The following is a 17,499-nucleotide window of genomic DNA, read 5'->3' on the forward strand; positions in this document are numbered from 1 at the left end:
CGTGAGCGGAACGCAGATGCAGAAGGTGGTCCCGCCGCGTCTGCTCGTGCCATACCTGTCGGGCAAGCGCACGGTCATCTCGGGCTACGTCTACCGGGTGCAGGACTGCGTCCGGTTGACCACGCCGGAGGCGCTCTACTACGGGCTCGACCTGTCCTTCGACGGGTCCGAGCTGTTCGCCGAGGTGCCCGAGGTCTACATGATGCGCTGGTATGCCCGTGACGTCGACACCTACGCGGTGCCGTACGGACCCCACATGGGGGGCGACTGGAGCGACGCGCCGCCGTTCGCCGGCAACGGGTTCACCACGTCGTCGGAGCATGTCGTGCCGCAGTTCCACACCGTCCCGATGCCGATCCCGGCGGGGGCTGAGATCATCCACGTGACGGCCGACGGCGAGCGCTCCTTCGCCGACTACGACGGGCTGACCTGGCGGCCCGCCGCATGAACGACGAGATCGTGCCGGTCGCCTCCGGCTTCGTCGCCCGCTTCGGCGAGCACACCCTGCCCGCCGCCCTCGGCCCGGACAACGACCAGGTGGTGCTGTTCAGCGAGACGGAGCTGGAGGGGTTCGAGGCCGCCGCCGGCTACTGGCGGCGGATCGTGCCCAGGTCGCAGGTGGAGTGGCTGGTGCTGGTCCGCACGGTGGGCGCGTTCGGCGGCGAGCCGTGCATCGTGCTCGACGAGGACGACGACGGGCTGCACATCGCCTACACCGGCCACAGCGGGATGAAGGCCGAGGCGCTGGGCTACTGGATGGTCGACCACGGCGCCTACGAGGTCGTGGTGCCCCGCGAGGAGGTCTTCTCGATCCGCGTCGAACGGATTCCGGTTCCCTAGTCAACCGCGGGCGTCTCCGCGTGTCTCTAGGGATGTGACCGAAACAGCGACCATGGCGCAGCCGTCGTTCGCCGAGTTGTTCGCGGCCCAGTACCACTCCCTGGTACGCCTGGCCGGACTGCTCGGCGCGGACGACCCCGAGGACATCGCCCAGGAGGCGTTCGCCCGGCTGCACACCAGACGGTTGCGCGACGACGGGTCGGCGCTGGCCTACCTGCGCGCGACCGTCTGCAACCTCACCCGCAACCGCCTGCGCCACCTCAGGCTCGTACGACTGCGCCGCCCCGACCCCCCTGAGCCCGCCCGCAGCAGCGAGCACGCCGTCCTCGTCTCCGAGGAGCACCGCGAGCTGCTGGCGGCCGTGGACCGCCTGCCGCGCCGCCAGCGCGAGGCCCTCGTCCTGCGCTACTGGCTGGACCTGACGGAACGCGAGATAGCCGAGGCCATGGGCGTCTCGCCCGGCTCGGTGAAGACCCACGCCAGCCGGGCCCTGGCGGCCCTGGGCAAGGCGCTGCAGGAGGAGGACCGGTGAACGACCTGGAAGAGCGCCTGCGGGCCGCGTTCGACGCCCGCGCGAGCACGTTCGAGGCGAGCCCGCACGCCTGGGCCCGCGTACGCGACCGCAGGCCGCGTGGCCGGACGGCCGCCCGCCTGGTGCTGGCCGCGCTGCCGGTGGCGCTGCTGGCCGTGTTCGTTCCCGTCCTGCTCGACGGGGGGCTGGGCCGGAACACCGCGAACGACCCCGACACGATCTACCAGGGGCTCATGCGGGACAGGACCGCCGCCGGCGAGCAGCTGACCGTGGACAACCCGACCGAGGGCAGGCCGCTGCGGCTCTGGTTCGCCAGGGCGCGGCTGGGCTATCCCGAGCTGTGCTTCGTGGTGGAGCGGGCGGACGCGGAGCCGTACGGGGGGTGCACGCCCGTCCCGAACGAGCTGAACACCGAGGCCTGGTTCACCGGCAGCACGCTGCGGGACGGGGCGGAGACCGCGATGGACTGGGGCGTGGCGGTGCAGGGCATCGGCGGGGTCACCGGCGTCGCGGCGGACGGGCAGACGTTCTCCGGCACGGTGCTGCGGCCGTCCGGGGCCCCGTACCGGATCTGGACCGTGACCTATCCGGCCCGGCACGCCATGTCCAAGATCGAGATCGCGGACGACCGGGGCAGGGCCCTCGGCCGGCGGTCGCGCGACCCGCTGATGCCGCCGGAGCGCAGCAAGGCCGCCGGCGCGGCCCTGGACCTGCCCGCGGGGGTCACCGCGCGACCGCACGCGACGAAGGAGGGCACGGAGGTGTCCTGGACCCGGCACGGCGCGGAGCTCAGCTCGACGCCGGCGGGCGCGCTGCGACAGCCGGTGGATCTGCGCATGGAGGAGAACGTGATCATGGGGCTCGCCCGTGCGGACGTCGCCAGGATCGAGGTGGCCTTCGACGGCGGGCTCACGGCCGGCATCGAGACGCGGCCCGATCCGTGGGGCCTGGGCGTCGCGCTGTTCGCGGCCGAGCATCCGACCGGCGACCGGCAGGCCCGCCACGACATCGTCGCCTACGACGCCTCCGGCGCGCAGGTCTGGCGCCAGGACGACGCGAACCGGGACCGGCTGGAGGACACCCCGCCGATCGGGGAGATGATGACGCTGCCGGGCACCGAGGGCCCCGGCGGCCCGGTGCGGGTCTGGTTCACCAGCTTCGGCGACGACATGCTCACGCTCTGCCAGAGCGGGGGCGTGACGCCCTGGGGCGGCACGAGCTGCCAGGGCACCTCGGAAGGCTCGCTCTTCCCCCTCAAGGCGATCAGATACCTGCCGGAGCCCGGCTCCGTCACCTACGTCGGGGCGGTCCATGAGAGCTGGGAGTCGGTCGAGGCCGTCCTGTCGGACCAGCGCCGGATCCGGGCCGAGATCCTGCGCGGGACGGGCACCCCGGCCCCGATCTGGCACGTCACGATCCCGACCGGCGACGTGGTGCTCGGGGGCTTCTCCGTGCGGAAGAAGGACGGGCAGGTCGAGCGGTTCCCGGAGACGAACAAGGGCTGCGGGCGCAAGGCCGTGACGACCGAGGCCGGCCGCCAGGCCCTGCCCGCGGGCGTGACCGCCCTCGTGGTCGAGCCGAGCTGCATGGCCTTCTTCGAGAACGGCGAGCCGTCCGCGTCGCTCCCCGGGCCGCTGCCCGGCGAGCGGCTGAGCGACCTGCTCGGCCCCGACCGGCCGTTGTACTGGGCCCACGGCGCCGGCACCTGGTACGGCTACGCCAGGGCCGGCACGGCCACGATCAAGCTGGTCACGGCGAACGGCCTCACCACGACCGCCGAGGCCGTACCCGACCAGTGGGGACAGGGCGTGGTGCTGTTCGCGGCCCCGGCGCCCGAGGGCGGCGACCTCTCGGCCGGAATGGTCATCACGGGGTACGGCGCCGACGGCGAGAAGCTGTGGCAGGACGGCCCCGTCACGCGGAGGAAATAGACCCGAGGTTGCGGTAGCGGGCCTGGCGGGCCGCGAAACGGTCCGCCGGGCTCACCTCCAGCAGGTTGGCGATCTCGTGCTCCAGCGCGCGCCCCACCCGCTCGCAGAACTGCCTCGGCTCGTAGGCGGCATCGGGCAGCTCGGGGATGACGCGGTCGACGATGCCGTCACGCCGCAGGTCGGTGGCGCGGATGCGCTGCGCCTGGGCGATCTCGGGCGCGAAGTCGACCGACCGGTAGAGGATCGCGGAGGCGCCCTCCGGCGGCAGGGGCGACAACCAGGCGTGCTGCGCGCACAACACCCGGTCGGCGGGCAGCAGCGCCAGCGCCGCGCCGCCCGCGCCCTCTCCGAGCAGCAGGCAGACGGTCGGCGCGTCAAGCATGACCAGCTCGGCCAGGCAGCGGGCGATCTCGGCGGCCAGCCCGCCCTCCTCGGCCGCCTTCGACAGGTCCGCCCCGGCCGTGTCGACCACGGTGATCAGGGGCAGGCCGAGCTCGGCGGCCAGCCGCATGCCGCGCCTGGCCACCCGCAGCCCGGCCGGGCCGAGCGGGGAGTTGGTGCGCTGGAGCCGCCGGTCCTGGCCCAGCACCACGGCCGGCGCGGTGCCGAACCTGGCCAGCGCGAGCAGCAGGCCCGGCTCGTTCTCGCCCTCGCCGGTGCCACTCAGCGGGGTCACGTCGGAGGCGGCGAGCTTGAGCAGCGTGCGTACGCCGGGCCGGTCGTCACGGCGCGAGCGGGTGATCGCCTCCCACGCCTCCACGGGCCGCAGGTCCTCCTCCGGCGGCTCCCCGGCCACGATGCCGGACCGGTCGGCGGCCAGCACGGACAGCGCCCTGATCGCGACCTCCCGCGCCTGCTCGGCCGAGACCACCGCGTCGAGCAGGCCCTTGCGGTGCAGGTTCTCCGAGACCTGCACGCCCTCGGGGAAGGCGTAGCCGTGCAGCGACTCGAACACCCGCGGCCCCAGGAACCCGATGAGCGCCTCGGGCTCGGCCGCCGTGACGTGGCCGAGCGACCCCCACGACGCGAACACCCCGCCTGTCGTCGGATGCCGCAGGTAGACCAGGTAGGGCAGGCCGACCGCCCGGTGCGCCTGGATCGCGGCGGTGATCTTCACCATCTGGACGAACGCCAGCGCCCCCTCCTGCATCCGCGTCCCGCCCGACGCCGGCGCGGCCAGCAGCGGCAGCCGCTCGCGGGTGGCCCGCTCGACCGCGGCCACGAACCGCTCGGCCGCCGCCACCCCGATCGAGCCCGCCATGAACGAGAACTCGCACGCCGCGATGGCCACCCTGCGGCCGTCGAGCAGCCCCTCACCGGTGATCACGGCCTCGTCGTAGCCGGACTTGACGCGGGCCGCGGCCAGCTCGTCGGCGTAGGAGGAGCCGGGCTCGGCCGGATCCGCGGGCGGCGCGTCCCACGACTTCCACGACCCCCGGTCGAGGACCGTTTCGATCAGTGTGCGCGCGTCCGGACGGCTCACTATCGCTCCCTAGATGTCTGCCGACGATGCAATGTTGACGCACGAGCGCCCCGGCCGGTGCCACCTGTGAGCGATCATCGTTCGCGCTCCTCCAGCCAGGCGAGCACATCGTCGCCGTCCTGGCCGAGTGCGGGTGGCGCGGTGTGCTCGACGCCGGTGAGGCCGTCGAACCGCAGCGGCGGCCCGGGCAGCTCGATCTTCCCGAGCACCGGGTGCTCCACCTCGACCACCAGGCCCTGCGAGCGGGTCTGGTCCCAGGCGTAGACCTCGTCGAGCGATCTGATCGCGCCCGCGGGCACGCCGGCCTCGCCCAGCCGGGCCAGCCAGTGGGCGCGGTCGTGGCCGCCGAGGGCCTTCTCCATGTCCGCGATCAGCTCGTCCCGGTGGGCGAACCTGTCCCGGTTCGTGGCGTAGCGCGGCTGGCCGGGGTCGATGTCGAGGAGCGCGGCGACCTTGCGCCACTGGCCCTCGTTCGCGGCGGCGATCTGCAGCATGCCGTCGGCGCAGTGGAAGGCGCCGTAGGGGGCGATGGAGGCGTGGTGGTTGCCGCCCGCGGCGGGCACCTTGCCGCCGACCGTCCAGGCGGTGCCGTGGTAGGAGTGCACGCCGGTGATCGCGGCCAGCAGCGAGGTGCGCACGACCCGGCCGCGGCCCGTGCGCTCGCGCTCGTAGAGGGCGCCGGCCACGCCGTAGGCGCCGTGGATGCCGGCCAGCAGGTCGGCGATGGAGGCGCCGACGCGGTAGGGCTCGTCGGGTGACGGGCCGGTCAGCGACATCAGGCCGCCCTCGCCCTGGGCGATCTGGTCGTAGCCCGGGCGGCCCCCTTCGGGCCCGTCGTGGCCGAAGCCGGTGATCGACAGGATGACCAGGCGGGGGTTGAGCTCGTGCAGGCGCTCGACGGAGAAGCCCAGACGGTCGAGCACGCCGGTGCGGAAGTTCTCGATGAGGACGTCGCTCTGGCGTACGAGACGCTCGATGAGCTGCTTGCCCTCGCCGGACTTCAGGTCGACGGCGATCGACTGCTTGTTGCGGTTGGCTGCCAAGAAATAAGTCGAAATATCGTGATCCGGCCCGACGAACGGCGGTCCCCAGCCACGCGACTCGTCACCCCCGTCCGGATGCTCGACCTTGATCACCCGAGCACCCAGGTCACCGAGCATCTGAGCGGCGTGCGGCCCCGCCAGGGCCCTGGACAGATCGAGCACGACGATGTCACCGAGGGGTCCGAGCAAGATCCAACCTCCTACTTGCGTTCGGGGCGAAAGCACATTCTCTCAGGCGTCCACCCTCCGTCATCTACCCTGGGTCCGGTGAATGACCTGCCCGTCCGCATCCGGGATCTGCCGCCGTCGTGCGGCCCGGTGCGGCTGGTGGCCGTGGACGGCCCCGCCGGGTCGGGCAAGACGACGTTCGCGCGGCGGCTGGCGGCGGAGCTGTGCTGCCAGGTGATCCACAGCGACGACTTCCCCGTGCCGTGGGAGGAGGGTCCGGGCGGCTGGTTCCACGCGCTGGAGTCGCAGGTGCTGCGGCCTCTCCAGGCGGGGCGACCCGGAGGTTTCCGCAGGTACGACTGGGTGCGCGGGACGTACGCCGAGCAGGTGGCCGTGCCGCCGGCGCCGGTCCTGGTCATCGAGGGTGTCGGCACGGCGCGGGCCTCGGTGGCGGGGCTGCTGGCGTACACCGTGTGGGTGGAGGCCGCCGAGCCGGTCCGCCTGCGGCGCGTGCTGGAGCGGGACGGGCCCGAGCTGGAGCCCCGGTGGCGGGAGTGGTTCGCGGCGGAGCGGGCGTGGTTCGCGGCGGACCGCACGCGCGACCGGGCCGACCTGGTCATCACGACGTGAGGTGCGCGACGTCGTTGAACCGTACGAGCTCGAACCCCGTGCCGCCGGTGCGCCAGACGGACACCGAGGCGTTGAGCACCGGCGCGAAGTCCAGCACGGCGGCCAGCTCCGCGTCCGGGCCGCCGGCGATGACGTGGCGCAGGCCGAGCACCACCGAGTCGTGGGCGACGATCAGCACCCGCCGCCCGTCCGCGCGCCCGTCCAGGTCGCGCCGGAAGTCGCGCAGGCGGGCCACGACGTCCGCGAGCGACTCGCCGCGCGGCGGCCGGTAGGCGTAGGCGCCCTCGGCCTCCCGGCGGGCCAGCTCCCCGGGGAAACGCTCCGCGATCGCCGCCAGGTTGTAGCGGGCGAACTCGCCCGCCTCCTGGTCCCGCAGGCGCTCGTCCACGGTGACGGGCAGCGGGTCCACGCCCCAGGTCTCGTGGGCGAGCTTCCACGTGTCGAGCGCGCGCAGGTAGGGCGAGCACCACACCAGCTCCGGCGCCTCGTCCCGGGGCAGGGCGGCCAGCAGCCGGCCGAGCGCCGCCGCCTGTGTCCTGCCCAGCTCCGTCAGCGTCACCTCGTCGTCGCCGCGCTCGTAGACCAGCGGGGTCGCGCCGGCCTCCCGGTAGGCGAGGTTGGACTCGCTCTCCCCGTGCCGTACCGCCATGATCCACGCAGGTCCCATGTGCCCATCCTCACACGCGCCCGGCCGCGTGCCCCCTGACGAGATCCTCGACGCGGGCGCGCAGGGCGAGGAACTCCGGGGTCCGCTTCAGCGCGAGCTCGCGGCGGGCGGGCAGCGGCACCGGCAGCTCGGCCGCGACCCGGCCCGGGTGCGAGGCCAGCACGATCACGCGGCGGCCGAGCAGGACCGCCTCCTCCACGTCATGGGTGACCATGAGCACGGTGGCTCCGGTGTCCTGCCAGACCTGGTGCAGGAACACCTGCATGTCCTCCTTGGTCTGCACGTCGAGGGCGCCGAACGGCTCGTCGAGCAGCAGTACGGACGGCTCGCAGGCCAGGGCGCGGGCGATCGCCACCCGCTGCCGCTGCCCGCCCGACAGCTCCTTGGGCAGGGCGTTCGCGAGCGGCAGCAGGCCCACCTCCGACAGGTACCACTCGACACGGCGGCGCCGCTCGGCGGCGGGCAGGGGCAGCAGGCGCAGCCCGAACCCGACGTTCTCGGCGACGGAGAGGAACGGGAACAGCGCCCCCGACTGGAACACCAGCCCCCGCTCCGGGCCCGGCCCGGTCACCGGGTCGCCGTCGAGCTCGATCGCCCCGCCGGTGCCCGGCTCCAGGCCGGCGATCAGATTGAGCAGCGTCGACTTGCCTGAGCCGCTGGCCCCGACGATGCACAGGAAGTCGCCGCGGCCGACCTCCAGGCCGATGCCGTCGAGCACCCGGCGTCCCGCGTACTCCTTGACCACGTCACGCAGCACGAGCGTCACGCCGCCCACCTCCCGACCCTGGCCCTGGCCAGGCGCAGCCCGACGTCGATGGCCAGGCCGATGAGGCCGATCAGGACGAGCACGGCGAAGATGCGGTCGGTCTGGAGGAAGCGCTGGGCGCGGACGATCCGGTAGCCGAGCCCGGACTCGGCGGCGATGAGCTCGGCGACGACCACGAAGTTCCACGCGGCGGCGGCGTTGACGCGCATCGCGTCCAGCATGCCGGGCAGCGCGTACGGCCACACGACCTTCCGCAGCACCTCCCCGCCCGTCGCTCCGAGCGTGGCGGCGGCCTTGCGCAGCTCGCCTGGCACCGCGCGGACGGCGTCGGCGGTCATGAGCGTGTTGAAGAACACGACCCCGATGACCAGAATCGCGATCTTGGACGGCTCGCCGAGGCCCAGCCAGATGATGAGCAACGGGATGAACGCGGACGCCGGAAGGTATCTCAGCATCCCGATCACGGGTTCGAGCAGCGCCAGGGCGACCTGGGACGTGCCCATGGCCATCCCCAGCGGCACCGAGATCGCCACCGCCAGGCCGAACCCGGCAGCCACCCGGCCCAGGCTGGCGGCGGTGTCGGACAGCAGCTGCCCGCTCGCGGCCATCTCGGCGAACGCCCCGGCAACGGCCGCCGGGGACGGCAGGAACGTCGGATCGACGACGCCCAGGGAGCTGACCACCGCCCAGACGCCCAGGGGTACGACGACCGCCACCGCCCGCAACGCCCACCGCGCCTTCCCCGGCAAGCCCCTCCCCCGCCACCGCCCCGGCGCGGCGCCCGCCGAGCGGCGGCGCAGCAGGCGGGCGACCTGGATGGCCGCCCCCAGACGTCCCGGCAGCAGCCCGCTGCCGGAGCCGTCCCTGGAGCCGCCACCGGAGCCACTACGGGAGCCGCCGTCGGCGCTTCCGCCGCGAGGAGCGCGCTTGGGCAGCGGCGGCCACGCCGCGCGCTCCCCGGGCGCGCCGCCGGGAACCCCGGCCGCCCCCGCGGGCCAGGCCGTGCCCTCCGGCAGGCCGGTCGCCGGTGCCGGGGTGGTGCGCGGGGGTGGGCCCGTCATGAGGACACTCCCTGGACGAAGCGCGGGTCGAGGAGCCCGTCCAGGGAGGGCGCTGTGTCCGCCAGGCCCGACTCCGTGAGGAAGGCGGCGATCTCCTTGGCCTGCCGTTCCAGGCTGCCCGAGCCGAACGCCTCCCGGTTGTCCGCCAGCGAGAAGATCGTGGTGCCGGCGTCGTACTCGGCGTAGTCCTGCTCGCTCACCCCCGCCCGCCTGGCCATGATCGTACGAGCCTCGGCCTTGTTCGCGCCGATCCAGGCCACCGTGTCGAACCAGGTCTTCACCAGCCCCTGCACCACCTCGGGCCGCGATGAGGCGAGCGTGCGCGACACCACGAGATGGTCGGGGATGGCCCCGGGGAAGTCCTTGGAGGTGGCGATCGCCGCGGACCCCGGCAGCTCCAGCGCGGTGGTCGTGAACGGCGCGAACACCCCGACCGCGTCCACCTGCCCCGCCTTGAAGGCGGCCGCCGCCGCGTCCGTGGGCAGCGGCTTGAACGTGACGTCGGCCGGCGTGAGCCCCGCCTTGCGCAGGGCGAGCAGCAGCAGGTAGTGGTCCACGGTGCCCTGCTCGGCCGCGACCGTCCGGCCTTTCAGCTGGGCCACCGACGTGATGCCGGGCCGGGCGATGATCTGGTCGTTTCCGGTGGAGTTGTCGTTCACCAGCACCACGGTCTGCCGCGCGCCACCGGAGACGGAGGCCAGCGTGTCGTTCAGGGTCTGGCTGTTGGCGTCGATGTTGCCGGTGGCCAGGGCGGTGAGGCTGTCGGTGTAGCTGTCGAAGTATTTCAGCTCGACCTGCACCCCGTTCCTGGCGAACAGCCCCTTCTCCTGGGCCACCTGCCACGGGAACCAGCCTGGCCAGGCGGAGAAGCCCAGGGTGACGGCCTTGTCCGAGGGGGCGGCGGAAGGCGCGGACGGCGCTCCGCCGCACGCTGCCGAACAGGTCAGCAGCAGGGCGGCGAGCACGGCGGCGAGCACGGGCCGGCGGATCATGAGGCGGCCTCCTTTCCCTTCTTCGGCAGGTGCCCGGAGCGGACCAGGCAGCCGAGCGTGTCGCAGATGACGCGGGTGGCGATGAGCGAGGTGATCTCGGCGTTGTCGTACGGCGGGCTGCACTCGACCACCTCGATCCCGGCCAGCGGCGCGGCGTCGGCGATGAGCTGGATGAACTTGAGCACCTCCCGCGGCAGGAACCCGCCCGGCTCCGGCCACCCCGTGCCCGGCACGAACGCGGCGTCCAGGCAGTCCACGTCGAACGACAGCCACACCGCCTCCGCGCCGCGCCAGGCCACCTCCAGGGCCCGCTCGGCGGCGGCCTCGATGCCCATCTCGACGCAGTCGGTGACGGTCATGATCGTGGTGCCGCGCTCGCGCCCGACCTTCACGCCCGGCCTGGGCGCCTGCCAGCCGCCGATGCCGATCTGCACGAGGTTGGCCGGCGGCACGTTCGGCAGGTCGGTGGCGTGGAACCAGGGCGTGGTGTGCATGCGCTCGTCCAGGTCGGTCTCCTGGGTGTCCACGTGCCGGTCGAAGTGGATGATCCCCAGGTTGCCCGACAGGTGCTCGGCGACCCCGCGTACGGTCGGGTAGCCGATCGAGTGGTCGCCGCCGAGCACGACGGGGAAGGCGCCGCTGGCGTACACGTGGGAGACGGCCTTGGAGATCTGGTCGAAGGTCTTCTCGATGTTGGCCGGGATGGTGAAGACGTCGCCGAGGTCGGCGATGGTGATCGACTCGCGCAGGTCCACGCCGAGCTCGAAGCTGTAGGGGCCGTACAGGGCGGAGATGCGGCGGATGCCCTGCGGCCCGAACCGGGTGCCCGGGCGGTACGTGGTGCCGCCGTCGAACGGCGCCCCCAGCACGGCCACGTCGTAGTCGCCGCACGTGCGGACGTCCTCGATGTACGGGGCCTTGAGGAAGGTGTTGATCCCGGCGAAGTGCGGCAGCTCCCCGCGCGAGAAGGTGGGGATGCGCCGGTCCACGATGGAGTCGGCGCCGGGCAGGCCCAGCTCCAGGCCCCGGGCCACCTCGCGGTCCCAGCCGGTGGTGGGCAGCTCGGCCTCGCGTTCGACGGCGAAGCGGGCCTCGGGTCCGTAGTCGTCGTGCGGCTTGCGGGGGTGCCAGTGCATTCGAGCTCCGAATGATCCAGGCCCGGCCGGAAGGCAGCCAGGCTGTGGCTGACCTCCCGGGCTTTTGTCCCGCCGTGGAGCGGCCCCGGGGTGGGTGCGACGGGGCCGCCTGCACCTCTCGGACCAGACCCGTGACCGGCGGAACCCTAGGTGCGCCTCACGCTCTCGGTGAGTCCCCCTCAGTGGACTCCCGCGGTGTTTCCCCGGGGTTAACAGCCTGTTCCAGTCCGCTTACCCCGGCCGCCGCGCGCCGGGCCGGCGCACATAGGGTCGTCTCATGAGTGCTGTCGCAGTTCTCGGAACCGGGCTCATGGGCGCGCCGATGGCGCGCAACCTCGTCAGGTCCGGCATGCAGGTCAAGGTGTGGAACCGCAGCAGGGAGAAGGCCCAGCCCCTGGAGGCGGACGGCGCGGTGGTCGCGGGCTCCCCGGCCGAGGCGGTCGAGGGCGCGGACGTGATCGTCACGATGCTCAGCGACGGCGACGCCGTGCACGACGCGGTCTCCGGCGCCGCCGCCGGACTCCGGCCCGGCCAGGTGTGGGCGCAGATGAGCACGGTCGGCATCGAGGCGGTCGGTCGGCTGGCCGCGCTGGCGGACGATCATGGGCTGACGTTCGTGGACGCCCCGGTGCAGGGCACTCGCCAGCCCGCCGAGCAGGGCAAGCTGGTCATCCTCGCGGCCGGCCCGCAGGCGGCCAGGCAGGCGCTGGAGCCGGTCTTCGGCGCGCTCGGCCAGCGTACGCTCTGGCTCGGCGAGGACGGCGCGGACGGTGCCGGCACCAAGCTCAAGATGGCCACGGTGAGCCTCGGCATCTCGCTGACCGCCGTCGTGGCCGAGGCGCTCTCCCTGGCCCAGGCCCTCGGGCTGGACCCCGACCTGGTGCGGCAGGTGGTCACCGGCGGGCCGATGGACAACGCCTACTTCCAGGCCAAGTCGAAGGCCATCCTGGAGGGCGACTTCACGCCCAGCTTCACCGTGCGCAACGCCGAGAAGGACACCCGGCTGATCACGGCGGCGGCCGAGTCGGCCGGGGTCAGCCTGGACCTGGTGGCCGCCGCGGGTGAGCGCTTCCGCCGCGCCGAGGCCAGCGGCCACGGCGACGAGGACATGGCGGCCACCTATTTCGCGAGCTTCTAGAGCTGGTCGACCTCCGCGAAGGAGCGCCCGCCCGACAGCTTGGCGTAGCCGGGCCCCCGGTCGAAGAAGCGGTCGGCCGGGGGCCGCAGGCGGGCGCGCAGCTCGGCCGTGCCCTGCTCGTCGATGCGGTCCCCGTCGAGGACCACGCCGTAGTCGCCCAGCGCGCCGGCGATCGACACCTTCCCGTCGCGTACGTCGGCCGCCACCGCCCGGGGGTCGCGGTCGTACGGGGAGCCCCAGCCGCCGCCCCCGGTCGTGCGGATCCTGATCACCTCGCCCGCCTGCACCGGGTGGTCGTCCACCAGCCCTTCCATCTCCTTGCCCGCGATCTCGACGCGGAAGGGCCGCCCGGCCAGGCCGCCGTTGACGCCCCAGCAGGACAGGATCGAGCGGTCGGCGATCGACATGTACGAGGCGTCGCGCAACATCCGGATGTGCTTGTCGTAGCCGAGCCCGCCCCGGTACATCCCCGGCCCGCCCGAGTCGCAGGCCAGCGCCAGCCGCTCCACCCGGAACGGCCAGCGCGCCTCGGCGAACTCCACCGGGATGTTGCGCGAGTCGGGCACCACGTGGATGGTGTCCTCGCCGTCGGCGTACCAGCGCCCGCCGGAGCCGCCGCCCAGGACCTCGCGCATCAGGTACGGCATCCCGTCGGCGTCGGTGCCGTGGACCCCGGTGTAGCGGATGGTCTCCTGGTCGGCGGGCATGCGGCCGCCGGTGGCCTTGGCCAGGACGCCCGCCAGGACGCCGAGCAGGCGCAGGATGACGAACGTGCGGGCGTTGGTGGGCGCGGGGAAGACCGGTGTGAGCAGGGTGCCCTTCTCCGGGAAGATCATCTTGATCAGCGGCACGACGCCCTCGTTGACGTCCAGCTCCGCCATGCGCTCCGGTGTGTCGGCCAGGTTGCGCAGCACCGGGGCCAGCCACTTCTTCAGGAACACCCCGTCGGAGTAGTCGCCCGCATGGTTGATCGGCCCCTTGGCCTGCGGCGACGTGCCGGTGAAGTCGATCGTCAGCGGCATGTCCAAGGCGTGGTCCACGGTGAGCGTGATGCGCTGGGCGTGCAGCCGGGGCTCGTCCACGCCGTCGTGCTCGGCGTAGTCCTCCCACACGTACGTCCCCTCGGGGATCTTCGCCAGCAGCTCCCTGCGGAACGTCTCGGTGGTCTTGTCGATGATCGCGTCGAAGCACTCCTCGACGGCCTGCTTGCCGTACCGCTCGAACAGCTCGCCCAGCCGCCGCGCCCCCATCAGGCAGGCCGAGCACTCGGCGTCGAGGTCGCCGGCCAGCGAGTCGGGCATGCGGGAGTTGCGGGTCATGATGCGCAGCGCGGCCTCGTTCGGCACGCCCTCGTCCCACAGCTTGATCGGCGGCACCATCAGGCCCTCCTCGAACACCGAGCGGGCGTGCGACGGCATGGAGCCGGGGACGGCCCCGCCGATGTCGTCGTGGTGGCCGAACGCCTGGACGAAGGCCACCACGGAGCCCTCGTGGAAGACGGGCACGGTGACGCACAGGTCGGGCAGGTGGCCGATGCCGCCCTCCGACAGGTAGACGTCGTTGTGGAAGTAGACGTCGCCGGGCTTCATCGTCTCGACCGGGAAGTCGCGCACGACCGGCTGGACGAGAGCGCTGTAGGAGCGGCCGGTGAGCTTGCGCAGGCGTACGTCGTGGATGCCCGCGCGGAAGTCGTGCGCGTCGCGGATCATCGGCGAGCGGGCCGTGCGGGCGATGGCCGTCTCGACCTCCTTCTCGACGGAGGCCAGCGTCCCTTCGACGATCTCCACCAGGATGGGATCAGTCACGACTTATCTCCACATTTCCGTATTCGTCGACCTTGGCGGTGAAGCCGGGGTGGATGGGGATCGTCGAGCCGTACTCCTCGATCACCGCCGGGCCCTTCACCGTGGCTCCGGGGCCGAGCGCGGCACGCTGGTGGACCGGCGTGTCGCGGGTCTCGTCGAAGTGCACGGGACGGACCGAGGTGGCGCCCTCCCCCGCCTTCTCCAGCCGCCGGATGGTGGGGCGGTTGATGGGGCCGATGCCGGAGACGCGCAGGTTCACCCATTCGACGCCGTGGCGGGGGTCGTCGCGGTAGGCGTAGCCGTACAGCTTCTCGTGGGCGTCGTGGAAGCGCGAGACCACCTCCGCCTGCCAGTCCTCGTCGATCTCGCCGGCGGGGGCGGAGACGCGGACCTCGTACGCCTGGCCGTAGTAACGCAGGTCGGCGCTGCGCTGGTAGACCGGGTCGTCGAAGCCCTCCCGGTCGAGGGCCTCGCCCGCCTGATGCTCCAGGTCGTGGAAGATCTCGACGGCCTTGCCCAGCGAGAGGTCGCGGGTGACGTACGTACGCACGTAGTCGTTCTTGACGTCCACCGTGAGCAGTCCGAACGCCGAGACGTTGCCCGGGTCGCGCGGGACGACGACGGCCGGCAGGCCGAGGATGTCGATCAGCCGGCACGCCAGCAGCGGCCCCGACCCGCCGAACGTCACCAGCGGGAAGTCCCGCACGTCCAGCCCTCGCTTGACGGTGAGCTGCCGGATCGCGTTGCTCTGGTTGAACGCGCTGATCTCCAGGATCCCGGTCGCCGTGCGCTCCGGGGTGAGGCCGAGCTTGTCGGCCAGCGCCTGGATGCCGGTGCGGGCCGCGTCGGCGTCCAGCGGGATCTCCCCGCCGAGCAGGTGCGGCGGGATCCGGCCGAGGAACACGTGCGCGTCCGTCACCGTCACCTCGGTGCCGCCCTTGCCGTAGCAGAGGGGGCCGGGATCGGCTCCGGCGGACCTGGGCCCGACCTTGAGCGTGCCCTCCGGCGAGATCCACGCGACGGAGCCGCCGCCCGCGCCGACCGTGATGATGTCGATCATCGGGATCTTGCAGGGGTAGCGGCCGACCTCGCCCTCGGTGGTGATGGAGGGCTCGCCCTCGATCACCACGGCCACGTCGGTCGAGGTGCCGCCGCCGTCCAGGGTGATCACCGACCGGTGGCCGGCCGTCGAGGCGATGAGCGCCGCGCCGAGCGCCCCCGCCGCCGGGCCGGACAGGACGGTGGTGATGGGCTGGTTGACCACCTCGCGGGCCGACAGGACGCCGCCGTTGGACTTCATGACGGAGAACGGCATGCCGAGCCGGTTGGTCAGGTTCGCGATGTAGCTGCGCATGGCGGGCTTGACGGCGGCGTCGACCAGGGTGGTGACCGAGCGCTCGTACTCGCGGTATTCGCGCAGCACGTCGCTCGACAGCGAGATCACCGCCTCCGGGTGCTCGCGCCACAGCACCTCGCGCATGCGGCGCTCGTGCTCCGGGTTGGCGTAGGAGTGCAGGAAGCAGACCCCGATCGCGGTGACCCCCTTGGCCCGGAACCAGCGGGCCACCTCCACCGCCTGCTCCTCCGAGAACGGCCGCACCTCCGCGCCCAGGTGGTCGAGCCGCCCTCCGACGGTCTTCACCAGGTGCACGGGCACGATCCTGGGCGGCTTGACCCAGAAGTAGGAGTTGCCGTAGCCGTCGGGCACGCTCTGCCTGGCGATCTCCAGAATGAACTCGAACCCCTCGGTCGTGATGAACCCGAGGTTCTGGATCCGGTCTTCCAGCAGCTGGTTCGTGGCCACCGTGGTGCCGTGCACGATGGAGCCGACGTCGAGCCGGCCCAGCTTCTCGATGCCCGCGAGGAACCCGTCCGCCGGGTTCGCGGGGGTCGAGGGGGTCTTCGTGGTGAGGATCTCACCGGTCTCCTCGTCCACCGCCACGACGTCGGTGAACGTTCCTCCGGTATCCACTCCGATACGGACGCTACGCATGGCTCCTCAACTTCGGCGACGGCCGAGCACTTCGTCGATGACGCGGGGCGCGTTGGTCGTGCCGACGTAAGCGGCCAGCCGCACCACCATCTCCTGCGATCTGGCCAGCTCGGCCTCGACCCTGGCCTTACCCGACTGCCCTGCCTGCACCCCGAAGTAAGCCCCGATAATGGTACCGATCACCCCCGCCACACCGGCGAACAGCGGGGCGAACTCCCCCGTGGCGAACACGGCGGCCCCGAACGCGACCAGCACCGCGACGATGCCCGCCACCACGACGAGAAAGCCGTAGCGCCACTGGGTGGCATCGGCCTGGGCCGCCGTGAGGTCGTCCTGCTTCATCATCGCGTCCAGCGCCGGCGGCGGGGACGTCGGTTTGTCGGTGACCACAGATTCCTCCTGTAACTCCAGGGGAGAAATGTCCCACGAGGTCATGGAACAAGCCAAGCCACTAAGCTGGCCCCCCGTGACCGAACTGTCTGCCTTGTCTGCCGTGCCGTCTGGTGCCAGGGATGCCGTACTGAAGTTCTATTTCGGCCCCATGGATTGCGGGAAGTCCACGCTGGCGCTCCAGATGAACTACAACCACGGACGGCAGGGCCGGCGGGGCCTGGTGCTCACCAAGCACGACCGCTCCGGCGGGCCGAAGATCACCAGCCGGATAGGGCTCGGGCTGGAGGCGATCGAGGTGGAGGACTCCCTCGACCTCGTCCGGCTGGTCACGGCGCACGACCGCATCGACTACCTGATCTGCGACGAGGCCTGCTTCTACACCGTCGAGCAGATCGAGCAGCTCGCCGACCTGGTGGACGAGCACGGCGTGGACGTCTACGCGTTCGGGCTCGCCTCGGACTTCAGGTCGGTCATGTTCCCTGCGGCGCAGCGGCTGTTCGAGCTGGCCGATGAGGTGTGCCGGCTGCAGGTCGAGGTGCTGTGCTGGTGCGGGCGGCCCGGGCAGCTCAACGCCCGGGTCGTGGGCGGGACGATGGCGCGTACGGGCGAGCAGGTGGTGATCGGCGACACCGACGCCGCGCACGTGCGCTATCAGGTGCTCTGCCGCCGCCACCACCGCTCGGGCAGCCTCGGCGAAGGCACGGCCGTCGCCCTGCAGCCGAACCTGTAGCCGAACCTGCAGCCGGCCCTGTGTCCGGCCCTGTCGCCGACCCTGCGACCAGCCCTGTCGCCGGTCCTGTGGCCGGCGGCGGGCGACCGCTAGCCGCAATGCCGGGAAGTTAAGGGCTTGGGGCTGCTGTCAACCGATGTTCGGTGAGGACGTTGATGGTGGTGTTCGCGCGGTGGTTGGTGCGGTCGACT

The 17,499-nt window shown here is 72.4% G+C and carries 17 protein-coding genes and 1 riboswitch; of the genes, 7 read left to right on the forward strand and 10 right to left on the reverse strand.

Annotation, left to right across the window (positions count from 1 at the left end):
• Position 1: 1 nt before the first annotated feature.
• From AB0J69_RS47850 to AB0J69_RS47865, 4 genes are read left to right on the forward strand one after another with little or no spacing between them, the layout of a single operon-like run.
• A complete protein-coding gene (locus tag AB0J69_RS47850) occupies positions 2-448 on the forward strand; it encodes a hypothetical protein (protein ID WP_364132465.1) in 447 nt (148 codons plus the stop codon).
• Positions 445-840 (forward strand): hypothetical protein, encoded by a 396-nt coding sequence (locus tag AB0J69_RS47855; RefSeq protein ID WP_364132466.1) that lies wholly within the window; start codon positions 445-447, stop codon positions 838-840. Before AB0J69_RS47850 ends, AB0J69_RS47855 begins: the two co-directional genes overlap by 4 nt.
• A 34-nt stretch (positions 841-874) precedes the next feature.
• Positions 875-1,372 (forward strand): sigma-70 family RNA polymerase sigma factor, encoded by a 498-nt coding sequence (locus tag AB0J69_RS47860; protein ID WP_364132467.1) that lies wholly within the window; start codon positions 875-877, stop codon positions 1,370-1,372.
• Positions 1,369-3,303, forward strand: a complete 1,935-nt coding sequence (locus tag AB0J69_RS47865; RefSeq protein WP_364132468.1) for a hypothetical protein — start codon at positions 1,369-1,371, stop codon at positions 3,301-3,303. The genes AB0J69_RS47860 and AB0J69_RS47865 overlap by 4 nt, the downstream gene beginning before the upstream one ends.
• Here the strand turns inward: AB0J69_RS47865 and AB0J69_RS47870 are convergent.
• Positions 3,287-4,786, reverse strand: coding sequence for a carboxyl transferase domain-containing protein (locus AB0J69_RS47870; protein ID WP_364132469.1), 1,500 nt, complete (start codon positions 4,784-4,786; stop codon positions 3,287-3,289). The genes AB0J69_RS47865 and AB0J69_RS47870 overlap by 17 nt on opposite strands.
• Before the next feature lie 74 nt (positions 4,787-4,860).
• A complete protein-coding gene (locus AB0J69_RS47875) occupies positions 4,861-6,018 on the reverse strand; it encodes a CoA transferase (RefSeq protein ID WP_364132470.1) in 1,158 nt (385 codons plus the stop codon).
• A 78-nt stretch (positions 6,019-6,096) separates the two neighbouring features.
• On the opposite strand from AB0J69_RS47875, the gene AB0J69_RS47880 reads away from it, so the two are divergent.
• Complete coding sequence (locus AB0J69_RS47880) at positions 6,097-6,627, forward strand: AAA family ATPase (protein WP_364132472.1); 531 nt, start codon at positions 6,097-6,099, stop codon at positions 6,625-6,627.
• On the opposite strand, the gene AB0J69_RS47885 is transcribed toward AB0J69_RS47880, so the two are convergent.
• Genes AB0J69_RS47885 through AB0J69_RS47905 form a run of 5 tightly spaced genes read right to left on the reverse strand, consistent with a single transcriptional unit; the run spans position 6,617 to position 11,249 of the window.
• Positions 6,617-7,294 (reverse strand): histidine phosphatase family protein, encoded by a 678-nt coding sequence (locus AB0J69_RS47885; RefSeq protein ID WP_364132473.1) that lies wholly within the window; start codon positions 7,292-7,294, stop codon positions 6,617-6,619. The two genes, AB0J69_RS47880 and AB0J69_RS47885, sit on opposite strands and share 11 nt — an antisense overlap.
• A 10-nt stretch (positions 7,295-7,304) precedes the next feature.
• Positions 7,305-8,060 (reverse strand): ABC transporter ATP-binding protein, encoded by a 756-nt coding sequence (locus AB0J69_RS47890; RefSeq protein ID WP_364132474.1) that lies wholly within the window; start codon positions 8,058-8,060, stop codon positions 7,305-7,307.
• Positions 8,057-9,121: an ABC transporter permease gene (locus tag AB0J69_RS47895; protein WP_364132475.1), complete on the reverse strand. Its 1,065-nt coding sequence runs from the start codon at positions 9,119-9,121 to the stop codon at positions 8,057-8,059. The genes AB0J69_RS47890 and AB0J69_RS47895 overlap by 4 nt, the downstream gene beginning before the upstream one ends.
• Entirely contained in the window at positions 9,118-10,113 is a 996-nt protein-coding gene (locus AB0J69_RS47900; protein ID WP_364132476.1) for an ABC transporter substrate-binding protein, read from the reverse strand. The genes AB0J69_RS47895 and AB0J69_RS47900 overlap by 4 nt, the downstream gene beginning before the upstream one ends.
• Positions 10,110-11,249, reverse strand: coding sequence for an agmatinase family protein (locus AB0J69_RS47905; RefSeq protein ID WP_364132478.1), 1,140 nt, complete (start codon positions 11,247-11,249; stop codon positions 10,110-10,112). The genes AB0J69_RS47900 and AB0J69_RS47905 overlap by 4 nt, the downstream gene beginning before the upstream one ends.
• Positions 11,250-11,300: 51 nt before the next feature.
• Positions 11,301-11,410: riboswitch (guanidine-I (ykkC/yxkD leader) on the reverse strand.
• Positions 11,411-11,526: 116 nt separating this feature from the next.
• Between AB0J69_RS47905 and AB0J69_RS47910 the strand changes: the two genes are divergently transcribed.
• Entirely contained in the window at positions 11,527-12,387 is an 861-nt protein-coding gene (locus AB0J69_RS47910) for an NAD(P)-dependent oxidoreductase (protein ID WP_364132479.1), read from the forward strand.
• On the opposite strand, the gene AB0J69_RS47915 is transcribed toward AB0J69_RS47910, so the two are convergent.
• The 3 genes from AB0J69_RS47915 to AB0J69_RS47925 are packed head-to-tail and all read right to left on the reverse strand — an operon-like array spanning position 12,384 to position 16,620.
• Positions 12,384-14,192, reverse strand: coding sequence for a hydantoinase B/oxoprolinase family protein (locus AB0J69_RS47915; RefSeq protein ID WP_364132481.1), 1,809 nt, complete (start codon positions 14,190-14,192; stop codon positions 12,384-12,386). The two genes, AB0J69_RS47910 and AB0J69_RS47915, sit on opposite strands and share 4 nt — an antisense overlap.
• Positions 14,185-16,185 carry a hydantoinase/oxoprolinase family protein gene (locus AB0J69_RS47920; protein WP_364132483.1) on the reverse strand — a complete coding sequence of 667 codons (2,001 nt, stop codon included), beginning with the start codon at positions 16,183-16,185 and terminating at the stop codon, positions 14,185-14,187. The genes AB0J69_RS47915 and AB0J69_RS47920 overlap by 8 nt, the downstream gene beginning before the upstream one ends.
• Before the next feature lie 6 nt (positions 16,186-16,191).
• Positions 16,192-16,620: a hypothetical protein gene (locus tag AB0J69_RS47925; RefSeq protein WP_364132484.1), complete on the reverse strand. Its 429-nt coding sequence runs from the start codon at positions 16,618-16,620 to the stop codon at positions 16,192-16,194.
• A 31-nt stretch (positions 16,621-16,651) separates the two neighbouring features.
• Here AB0J69_RS47925 and AB0J69_RS47930 point away from each other — a divergent pair, with 31 nt between their 5' ends.
• The gene (locus tag AB0J69_RS47930; protein ID WP_364132486.1) at positions 16,652-17,308 is read left to right on the forward strand and encodes a thymidine kinase; all 657 of its coding nucleotides are present in this window, start codon (positions 16,652-16,654) and stop codon (positions 17,306-17,308) included.
• Positions 17,309-17,499 lie beyond the last annotated feature (191 nt).

This window comes from Nonomuraea sp. NPDC049709 (genome assembly GCF_040674815.1).
Taxonomy (GTDB): Bacteria; Actinomycetota; Actinomycetes; order Streptosporangiales; family Streptosporangiaceae; genus Nonomuraea.

Coding starts and splice junctions, on each gene's coding strand:
- AB0J69_RS47855 (WP_364132466.1), top strand. CDS start 445: ATGAACGACGAGATCGTGCCGGTCGCCTCCGGCTTCGTCGCCCGCTTC.
- AB0J69_RS47905 (WP_364132478.1), bottom strand. CDS start 11,249: ATGCACTGGCACCCCCGCAAGCCGCACGACGACTACGGACCCGAGGCC.
- AB0J69_RS47900 (WP_364132476.1), bottom strand. CDS start 10,113: ATGATCCGCCGGCCCGTGCTCGCCGCCGTGCTCGCCGCCCTGCTGCTG.
- AB0J69_RS47925 (WP_364132484.1), bottom strand. CDS start 16,620: ATGACCTCGTGGGACATTTCTCCCCTGGAGTTACAGGAGGAATCTGTG.
- AB0J69_RS47885 (WP_364132473.1), bottom strand. CDS start 7,294: ATGGGACCTGCGTGGATCATGGCGGTACGGCACGGGGAGAGCGAGTCC.
- AB0J69_RS47910 (WP_364132479.1), top strand. CDS start 11,527: ATGAGTGCTGTCGCAGTTCTCGGAACCGGGCTCATGGGCGCGCCGATG.
- AB0J69_RS47920 (WP_364132483.1), bottom strand. CDS start 16,185: ATGCGTAGCGTCCGTATCGGAGTGGATACCGGAGGAACGTTCACCGAC.
- AB0J69_RS47895 (WP_364132475.1), bottom strand. CDS start 9,121: ATGACGGGCCCACCCCCGCGCACCACCCCGGCACCGGCGACCGGCCTG.